This is a genomic window from Frankia sp. CgJB1 (assembly GCF_977947065.1).
Genome location: NZ_CDWTNB010000185.1, coordinates 1 through 7894, shown reverse-complemented (window position 1 = coordinate 7894; position 7894 = coordinate 1). Strand labels below are relative to the sequence as shown.

5 protein-coding genes and 1 pseudogene are annotated in these 7894 nt (G+C 72.0%); 3 read left to right on the top strand and 3 right to left on the bottom strand.

Annotated elements, in window-relative coordinates:
• Positions 1–322: 322 nt before the first annotated feature.
• A pseudogene (locus AC08OT_RS17210) lies at positions 323–445 on the top strand (IS6 family transposase); the annotation flags it as partial.
• 233 nt (positions 446–678) lie between these two features.
• Here AC08OT_RS17210 and AC08OT_RS17205 read toward each other — a convergent pair.
• The 3 genes from AC08OT_RS17205 to AC08OT_RS17195 are packed head-to-tail and all read right to left on the bottom strand — an operon-like array spanning position 679 to position 5608.
• The gene (locus AC08OT_RS17205; protein WP_476591881.1) at positions 679–2454 is read right to left on the bottom strand and encodes an ABC transporter ATP-binding protein; all 1776 of its coding nucleotides are present in this window, start codon (positions 2452–2454) and stop codon (positions 679–681) included.
• The gene (locus tag AC08OT_RS17200) at positions 2451–4184 is read right to left on the bottom strand and encodes an ABC transporter ATP-binding protein (RefSeq protein ID WP_476591882.1); all 1734 of its coding nucleotides are present in this window, start codon (positions 4182–4184) and stop codon (positions 2451–2453) included. Before AC08OT_RS17200 ends, AC08OT_RS17205 begins: the two co-directional genes overlap by 4 nt.
• A complete protein-coding gene (locus tag AC08OT_RS17195) occupies positions 4184–5608 on the bottom strand; it encodes a lysine N(6)-hydroxylase/L-ornithine N(5)-oxygenase family protein (RefSeq protein ID WP_476591883.1) in 1425 nt (474 codons plus the stop codon). The genes AC08OT_RS17200 and AC08OT_RS17195 overlap by 1 nt, the downstream gene beginning before the upstream one ends.
• Before the next feature lie 435 nt (positions 5609–6043).
• On the opposite strand from AC08OT_RS17195, the gene AC08OT_RS17190 reads away from it, so the two are divergent.
• Positions 6044–7030, top strand: a complete 987-nt coding sequence (locus AC08OT_RS17190) for a FecCD family ABC transporter permease (protein ID WP_476596722.1) — start codon at positions 6044–6046, stop codon at positions 7028–7030.
• The coding region (locus AC08OT_RS17185) for a FecCD family ABC transporter permease (RefSeq protein ID WP_476603036.1) at positions 7027–7894 on the top strand (868 nt) is incomplete at its 3' end. The genes AC08OT_RS17190 and AC08OT_RS17185, both read left to right, overlap by 4 nt.

The following is a 7894-nucleotide window of genomic DNA, read 5'->3' as shown; positions in this document are numbered from 1 at the left end:
AGTTATTTCAATGCAAATCCTTAGGGACGGGCGGTGTTGTCATGGCGCCTCCCGGGCGGGCACTGGTATTGGAGCCGTGACCGCGCTCCGGTCCGTTCAGATCCGTTCATATCTAACACGAACGGCTTTGCGACCGACCACCAAGTCCATATTAATCATTAACGTAAGGGTATGGTTGCCATAAGGATCTGGAGCCCGCGATACGGCTCGACGCGAAGCGCCGCTCCGTCCCCCTGTTGGCCGAGCCGGGTCTGTTGCGGCAGGGGCCGGTGGAAGCGGCCAGAATGATCGACCGGTATGCCGTCACGCCGTCACGCCGTCGGTGCCAGAGTTCACAGGATTCCGGCGGTACTTGCGATTGGCCCTGTCCTCTCGGGATATCGAGGAACTGCTCACCGGGCGTGGTATCGACGTCGATCACGTCACTGTCTACCGGTGGATCCAGCTACCGGTGGATCCAGCTACCGGTGAATCCAGCTACCGGTGAATCCAGCGGCCCATGACAATCCTTCCCTATGGACAGGGAACCTCAAGTTCGCTGTCCACGGAAGCGGATTGTGCGTCGGCCACAACCGGCGACGGCTGCGTGCGGGCAGGCCGTGCCTCGCGTCGAGGTGGTCTCCCACGAGCACTGAGCCTGCGCCCTGAGCCTGACACGAGCGCGTCTCACGGGCTCAGCTACTCGGCGGGTTCGTGATCGTCGCGCCGCAGCCGCCAGCCGCGGCCCCGTTCGCGCTCGCGCCAGAATGCGGCGTACCGCCGGTCTCGGGCCAGGAGCTCATCGTGCCGACCGCACTCGACGACCCGGCCGCCGTCGAGGACGGCGATCTGGTCGGCGCGGACGATCGTGTCCAGCCGGTGGGCGATGATCAGGACGGTGCGGTCGGCGGCGAGCTCGGCCAGGGCGGCGTGCACGGCGGTCTCGTTCTCGGTGTCGAGGGAGGCCGTGGCTTCGTCGAGGAGCACGATCGGCGCGTCCTTACACAGCGCGCGGGCGATGGCGACGCGTTGGCGTTCGCCGCCGGACAGCAGCTGTCCGCCCTCGCCGACGCGACTGGCCCAGCCGTCCGGGAGCCGGGCGACGATGGAGTCCACCCGGGCGCGGTAGGCGGCGTCGCGGACCTGCTCCGGGGTCGCGTCCGGGTTACCGAAGCGGATGTTGTCCTCGACGGTGCCGTCGAGCAGGTAGACGTCCTGGAACACGAACGCGATGTGGTTGAGCAGCTCGGCGCTGGTGAGGTCGCGGACGTCGACGCCGCCGACGCGCACCGAACCGGAGCCGACGTCGTAGAAGCGGGCGATCAGCTTGGTGACGGTGGTTTTCCCCCCGCCGGAGGGTCCGACGAGTGCGGTGGTTCGCCCGGCCGGGATCGTCAGCGTCAGCCCGCTCAGCACTTCGGAACCCTGCGTCTCGGGGCCCTGCGTCTCGGGACCGGCGGGGTAGGCGAAGCGGACATCGGTGAGTTCGATCCCGGCCTGGCCGATCCGGCGGCCGGTCGTGGGTTCCGGGAGCGGCTCGACCGCCAGGAGCTCGTCGACCCGCTGGGCCGAGGCCTGGGCGGAGCGCAACGCGGCGCTGAGCCCGACCAGCGCGTCGAGCGGGCGGAGCAGGCTGATGCCCAGGACGACGAGGGCGGTCATCCGGGTCGGGCTGAGGCCGTGATGGGTGGTCAGCGCGAGGCCGGCGAGGAACAGGGCCGTGAAGGCCAGCTGGATACCGAGCTCGCCGAGGTATTCGCCCGGCAGGGAGCCGACGATCTCGCGCCGCGCCGCGCGGTGCTGGGCGGCCAGCGCCTCGTCCAACGCGGCCCGGCCAGCGGCGGTGTGACCGGTGGCCCGCAGCGTCGGCTGGGCGCCGGCGAACTCGACCAGCCGGCTGCCGGCCTCGGCCGTGGCGGCGTGGTTGGCCGCCTCGGTGCGTTCGGTGAGGCGGCGACCGACCGAGAGCGCGGCGAGCACGACCGGGACGGCCAGCAGCGCGGCGAGCCCGATCCGCCAGTCGAAGCTGAGCAGGAACGCCCCGATCGTGAGCGGGGTCAGGACCGCGCCGATCAGGGCCTCGGCCAGGAAGATGGTGGTGGCCACCCGCGAGACGTCGCCGATGATTAGTTGTGGGATCTGCCCGGCCGCCGGCCCGTCGAACCAGCCCAACGGCAACGCCAGAAGCTTGTCGCCGATGCGCGCGTACAGGGCGCGCCGCCAGGCCGAGGACAGTTGCAACGCCCGCGACCCGAGGTAGTAGTGGGCGAACCAGCCGGTCGCCGCCGCGGCCGTGAGCGGGATCAGCCACCACGCCGCGGTGGCCGTACGGCCGTCGATCAGGGCGGTCAGCAGCGGGACGAGTACTCCGAAGGCGACGCCCTCGCTGACGGCGTAGCCGGCCACCGCCACCAGGTACCGCGCCAGCGGCCGGTGCTGGCTGGCCGGGACGAGGCCGCGCAGGTGGCCGGTCATGCTCGGCCGCCCTGCTGGGCCCGCCAGAGCTGGGCGTAGCGCCCGTCGGCGGCGAGTAGCTCGTCGTGCCGGCCGTGCTCGATCAGGCGCCCGTCGTCGAGGACCAGGATCTGGTCGGCCTCGGTGATCGTGTACAGGCGGTGCGCGATCACGAGCAGGGTCCGGCCGGCGGCCAGCTCGGCCAGTGCGTCCTGGATCGCGGCCTCGGAGTCGGGGTCGGCGAACGCGGTGGCCTCGTCGAGGAGCACGATCGGTGTCCCGGCCAGCAGGGTACGGGCGATCGCGACCCGCTGCGCCTCCCCGCTGGAGAGGTGGGCGTCCTCGCCGGCCACCGAGTCGTAGCCGCGCGGCAGAGCGAGGACGCGGTCGTCGACGGCGGCCGCGCGGGCGGCGGCGCGCACCGCCGCCTCGGACGCATCCGGGACGGCCAGGGCGATGTTGTCACGGATCGAGCGACGCAGCAGGACGACATCCTGCAGCAGGAATCCGACGTGGCGGTAGAGGTCGTCCCGGTCGATGTCGCGCAGGTCGGCTCCGCCTAGCCGGATGGCGCCCCCGGTGACGTCGGCGAAGCGGGCCAGCAGCATCGCGAGCGTCGACTTCCCGGCTCCGGACGGCCCGACCAGCGCCGTCACCGTGCCTGGCCGTAGCGTCGCGCTCACCCCCCGCAGGACTTCGTGACCGTCCGGGTAGCTGAAATGGACGTCGTCGATCTCGACCGTCAGCGGGGTGCCCACCGGGCGGGCGCGGCCGGGCTCGAGGACGGGCTGCCGGGGCTCGCGCAGCAGGCCGCCGATGCGGGCCGCCGCGTCCCGGGAGCGCTCGCGCAGGTCCTGGGCCAGGTAGATCGGCGTGATCTGCTCGAACAGCCCGACCCCGAGCAGCGTGAAGGCCACCAGGTCCACCGGGTCACTCCACCCGGCCGCGACCAGTCCGGTGCCGACGGCGGTGACCGCGAACACGATGGTCGCCGGGGCCACCGTCGCCCGGGCGACCCCGCGGGGCCGGAGGAAGATGCGCTGGGCCTGCTCGTCGGCGTCGGCGTACTCGGCCGCGGCGGCGGCGAACCGGGGAGCGCCCCGGCCGCCGGCGAACGCCTTGACGACGCTGATGCCCCGAACCGTCTCGAGCACGGCCGCGGTCAGCTCGTTGTTGGCCGCACCGATCCGGCTGACCTGGTCGGTCGCGCGGACCGCGAGCCGCAGGCGGATCGCCTGGGCCGCGCTGATGAGCGCCACCGTGACGAGCGCCAACGGCCAGTCGACCCAGAGCAGGTAGCCGACCACCACCGCCGGGCCGGCCACGGCCGAAGCCAGGTCCCCGCGGGCGTGGGCGACCGCGTGGTGCAGCGTCGCCACGTCGTCCTGCACCGTCGAGCGCACCCGGGCCGAGACCCCGCCGGCGAACCAGCTCAGCGGTAACGCGCTCACCTGCTCGGTCAGGCGGCGGCGCAGCAGGTAGGCGAGTTCCGCGTTGGCCAGGTGGCTGAGCAGGCTCGCCGCGGCGTACAGCGCGAAGCGCGCCACGAGCAGGCCGGCCGCGAGCCACGCCAGCGGCCATACCGGCTGCCCCGCTCCGCCCAGCAGCCGGCGCGCGATCTCCACCAGCACCACCGCTGGGGTGATCGCCAGCACCGTGGCCAGAGCTTGCAGCCCGGCCGCCAGCGTGATCCGACCTCGGACGGGACGCCGCAGCTCGGCCAAGTCGAGCGCGGCGGTGCCGGCCGCCATCACCGCCCGGCCGGGCGGGGGACCGACAGCGCCCCGAGACCGCTGTCCCAGGCGGATCGGGGAGTGACGTAGCCCGCCTCGAGCGGGGTGCCGCCGCCCTCGCCCGCGGGGGTTGCGGCGCGGCCGCGCCGCTCGGCCATCGAGCGCACGAGCTCGCCGGCCCGCACGGCGACGTTGGAGAGCAGGGTCGAGGAGATGCCGTGGGAGTGTTCGGTCGCGCCGAGCACGTACAGGTCGACGTGGACGCCGGGCGCCGTCGCCAGCCGGTAGTCGCGGTCGAGCGCCACGTGGCCGGCCGGGTCGGTCTGGCAGTGCCGGGCCATCGTGCCGAGGAGCTGGCGTGGATCTCGCGAGCGGTACCCGGTGGCGAAGACAATGACGTCCGCCTCTATTTTTTCCCGCGTGCCGGTCGGCATGAACTCGACGTCGGCGGCGACGCCGTCGGTGAGCTGACGCAGCTCGACGAGGCGGGACGCGCGCATGATGCGCAACCGTTCCCGGCCTTGCATCTTCTCCTGGTAGACACGGCGGTAGAGCTCGTCGATGAGGTCGATATCGACCACCGAGTAGTTCGTGCTCCGATGATAGGTATTGAGCATGTCCTTCACCGGCGGCGGCGCGGCGTAGAAATCGTCCACGGCGGACGGGTCGAAAATCTGGTTCGCGAACGAGCTGTTGTCCGCCGGGCTGTAACCGTACCGCGAGAAGACGGCCACGACTTCAGCCCGCGGATACTTCGTGTGCAGGAATTCGGTCACCTCGGCCGCGCTCTGCCCGGCCCCGACCACGACGAACCGGTCGCGCACCGGCGATGGCAGGTTCGCGACCCGGCTGAGCAGGTCGTGGTTGTGCCAGACCCGTTCGGACAGCTCGATGCCGGCTGGCGCCGTCGGCTCGAGCCCGACGGCGATGACGACGCCGCGAGCCCGGCGGACGACCGTCTCCCCGGTCGTCCCCCGCACCCCGACGACGTCCACCATCCGGACCTCGCCGTCGACGGTGACCGGCCGGATGTCGACCATCCGCGTGTCGTACTCGACCAGGTCATCCAATCGGCGGGCGGCCCATTCCAGGTAGTCGTGGAACTCTTGGCGCAGCGGGAACATGGTCTTGTAGTTGATGAAGTCAATCAAGCGGTCCCGCTCATGCAGGAACGACAGATAACTGAAATCGCTGGCCGGATTCCGCAGGGTTACCAGGTCCTTGAGGTAAGATACCTGCATCGTGGCCCCGTCGAGGAGCATTCCCCGGTGCCAGCCGAATCGGGGCTGGCGCTCCAGGAAAGACACCCTCAGCGCCGCCGCCGGGGAAACGCGCGCGTTGTGCTCCGTCACGGCGATCGCCAACGCCAGGTTCGAAGGGCCGAAACCGATTCCGACGATGTCCCGAATGCCGATGTCCGTGGACGCCGGACCTCTCACCACACCCGATCCTCCGGTCCCTGGGCGCGCCGCCCTTTCCCGTCGGTAACGAGAAGCGTACGCTAATCCGGTAAAGTAAGGCTTACCTATCTTCTGAGGTGACCTCCCTGGGTGTCAAGCACGCTCCGGCGGCGCCATCGGCCGGGCCCGCGGCCGCCCCTGACTAGACCCCGGCTGGCTGGATCCCGGCCACCCCGGCTGGCTGGACCCCGGCCGGCGCTACCGGCGCCGGGCGGCCGCTGGACGTGACCGTGAAGTCAGGTTAGGCTCTCCATAGGTAAGTTAACCTATCTTTACAAATTTTGCCAGATTGTGAGGCGGGCGGTGCGAGCTGTCGCGGAGGCTGAGGCGACGGTGCCGCGCCCGCCCGATCCGGCGGCAGCGGCCCCGCCCGGCCGGCGGCAACGGCGGCAAGGGGGCGCACTCGGATCACGGAGAGTGCGCGTCTGCGGCCTGGTAGTGACGTCGCTCGCTCTGGTCGGGATGTGCGTCCTCAGCGTCTGGGTCGGCGCCAACCACCTGCCGTTCACCGTCGTGTGGCGGGTCCTGTGGCACGACGACGGCTCGTCCGCCGCGCTGGTCGTGCACAACCTGCGGATACCGCGCACGCTGCTCGGCCTGGTGGTCGGCGCCGCGCTCGGCGTGGCCGGGGCCCTCAGCCAGGCGTTGACCCGCAACGATCTGGTCGAACCGGGGATGCTCGGGGTCAACATCGGCGCGTCGGCCGCCGTCGTCGTCGGCATCTCGGTCTTCGGCGTCACGAGCCCGAGCGGCTACGTGTGGTTCGCGCTCGCCGGCGCCGCCCTGACCGCGGTCGCCGTGTTCATGATCGGCGCGACCGGCCGCGCAGCGACGACGCCGGCGACCCTGGTGGTGGCGGGCGCGGCCGCCGCGGCCGTCCTCGGCGCGTTCGTCAACGCCGTGCTGCTGATCGACACCAAGACGTTCGACCAGTTCCGGCACTGGGACGTCGGCTCGCTGGCCGCGCTGGGATCGACCGGGCTGCAGGCGACGGCGCCGTTCATGGCGGCGGGACTCCTGCTCGCCCTCCCCCTTACCCGCCCGTTGAACGCGCTCGCGCTGGGTGACGAGGCCGCCCGCGGCCTGGGTGTCCGCCTTCACCGGGCCCGGATGCTGGGCGCGCTCGCGGTCGTCCTGCTCTGCGGCGGGGCGACCGCCGCCGCCGGGCCGATCAGCTTCGTCGGCCTGGCCGTGCCGCACGCCGCCCGCGTGATCGCCGGACCGGACAACCGCTGGGTCCTGCCCTACTCCGCCATGCTGGCCCCGATCCTGCTGGTCGGATCGGACCTGGTCGGACGGGTGATCATCGCTCCAGGTGAGCTGCAGGTGGGGATCATCACGGCCTTTGCCGGAGCTCCGGTGTTCATCGCGTTGTGCCGCCGCGCGCGGCTGGGCCGGGCGTGACCGGCATCGCGCCGGCCGGCCCGGTCGACCGTCCCGCCGCCGGCGCCCTCCCGCCGCCTCGGCGTCCCCGGGTGGCCCGGTTCGGCGCCGACGCGGTGTCCGTCCGGATCTTTCCCCGCGCCGTCGCGGTGAGCGCCGGCTTCACCCTGGTGATCGTGGCCGTCGGCGTCGCCATGCTCACCACCGGGGACTACCCGATCCCGGTGGGTGACGTCGCCCGCGCCCTGCTCGGGCACGGCGACGGCGGCACGGACTTCGTGGTCAACACCCTGCGGCTACCGCGCCTGCTGACCGGGCTGCTGGTCGGCGCCGCGCTGGCCCTGTCCGGATCGATCTTCCAGAGCGTCTCGGGCAACGTGCTGGGCAGCCCGGACATCCTCGGCTTCACCACCGGCTCGGCCACCGGGGCGATCATCGTCCTGCTGGTCCTGCGCGGGGACGCCGCCGGGGCGTCGCTGGGCGCGTTGGTCGGCGGGGCCGCGACCGGCGCGGCGGTCTACACGCTGTCCTACCGGCGCGGGCTGGCCGGGCCGCGACTGGTCCTGATCGGCATCGCGGTCGCGGCGCTGCTCAACGCGGTCAACTCCTATCTGATCACCCGGGCGGTGCTGGCCGACGCGGTCGCCGCGCAGATCTGGCTGATCGGCAGCCTGGACAGCCGCGGCTGGGCCCAGGTCCGGCCGCTGGCCCTGGCCCTGGTCATCCTGACGCCGATCGGCCTCTACCACGGCCGCCGGCTGACCTACCTGGAGCTGGGGACGGACACCGCCAAGGCGCTCGGGGTGGGCGTCGAACGCTGCCGCCTCACGCTGATCGCGGTCGCGGCGGCGTTGGCCGCGGTCGCGACGGCCGCCGCCGGGCCGG